This is a genomic window from Anaerotignum lactatifermentans, from assembly GCF_014982935.1.
Lineage (GTDB): Bacteria > Bacillota > Clostridia > Lachnospirales > Anaerotignaceae > Anaerotignum > Anaerotignum lactatifermentans.
Genome location: NZ_JADCKK010000129.1, coordinates 1 through 1492, shown reverse-complemented (window position 1 = coordinate 1492; position 1492 = coordinate 1). Strand labels below are relative to the sequence as shown.

General features: G+C 43.9%; 1 protein-coding gene and 1 pseudogene. One reads left to right on the top strand and one right to left on the bottom strand.

The window, feature by feature from the left end; all coding sequences use genetic code 11:
* Positions 1-131 precede the first annotated feature (131 nt).
* Positions 132-1241 (top strand): alanine racemase, encoded by a 1110-nt coding sequence (locus INF29_RS14185; protein WP_193487378.1) that lies wholly within the window; start codon positions 132-134, stop codon positions 1239-1241.
* A gap of 134 nt (positions 1242-1375) precedes the next feature.
* Here the strand turns inward: INF29_RS14185 and INF29_RS14615 are convergent.
* Positions 1376-1492 (bottom strand): annotated as a pseudogene (locus INF29_RS14615) (IS200/IS605 family transposase); the annotation flags it as partial.

Below are 1492 nucleotides of genomic sequence, written 5' to 3'. Positions count from 1 at the left end.
ACTAGAACTTTTGCCTGATTGACACTGGGACAATTATATCATGGGTTTAATGAAGCCTATTGAACAAAGTAACTATTAAATTTTATATAAGAATAATGGTATCTAAAGATACTATACGAGGAGTGTTGCATATGTATATCACAGAATTGGAAACCCCCGCCGTTTTGCTTGATTTGGATATTGCTGAAAAAAATCTTCAGACATACCAACAAGCATGTGACAAGTATAAAAAATCACTTTGGCCCATGGTCAAAACCCATAAAAGCAGTTATCTGTTAAAGAAACAAATGGAATTGGGTGCAGAAGGCTTTTTGTGCGGCACCATAGACGAATGCGAAATGGCTGTGGAAGCTGGTGCAGGAAAAATCATGTATGCCTATCCCCCTGCCAATCCCAAAAACATCAGCCGTCTGGCTGTCCTTGCCCATAAGGCGGACATTATCATCCGCATTGACCATTTGGATGTAGCTCGTATGCTGGAAACTGCTGCGGAAAAAGAAGGCATCACATTTTTCTATTCTATTATTGTAGATATGGATTTCCACCGTTTTGGCGTTGCGCCTGCCAAGGTAGTTGCTTTTGCCCAGGAAATGAAGCAATTTTCTCACCTGAAGTTCTTCGGCATTTCCACACATCCCGGTCAGGTTTATGGCTGCACCACCCAAGCGGAACGTCAGTCCGTTGCAAAGCTGGAAACAGAAACCATGGGCAGTGTCGCAGCTGACCTGAAAGCTGCCGGATTTACAGACTTTTTTGTCACCAGCGGCTCCACACCCACATTTGCACTGACTGTAGACCAGCCGGAAATTCAGATTTATCATCCCGGCAATTACATCTATCATGATGCCATCCAGATTGCCTTGGGAAGTGCTACAGAAGCAGACTGTTCTCTTTCTGTGCTTGCTACCATTATTTCTCATCCTTCTGAAGACGTTTATCTTTGTGACGCAGGGGCAAAATGTCTGGGACTGGATCAGGGAGCACATGGCAGTGCCGCTGTTACCGGATTCGGCATTGTGAAAAACCATCCTGAATTAACGGTTTATGGTCTTTCTGAAGAAGTTGGCAAAATCAAAGTAAACGGTACCACTTCTCTGAAAATCGGCGATAAAATCCAGATTATCCCCAATCATTCCTGTTCTTCCGCCAACCTAACCAGCTGGCTGGTAGGTGTCAGAAATGATATGGTAACCGAACAAATTCCCGTGGATGTACGCGGAAATGCAAAACAGAAAAAATAATAGCAATCAGGACCACCGGCTTAGCCGGTGGTTTGCTCTGCCCCTAGAAGGGGCTATTACCAGCTGCGCTTGCAAGCGCATTGAAAGTCCGCCAAGTGCTCTACTTTCTCAACTGCCGCCCTTAGCGGCTATTTTTATTTGTTCCCTTTTACTTTTTCACCCGTGAACGGGTCAATGTACTCACTTAAACTTATTTGATCTGCCATCCAATCTTCTTTTAATTGATTGTTGATATATTCCCGGATCTTTTT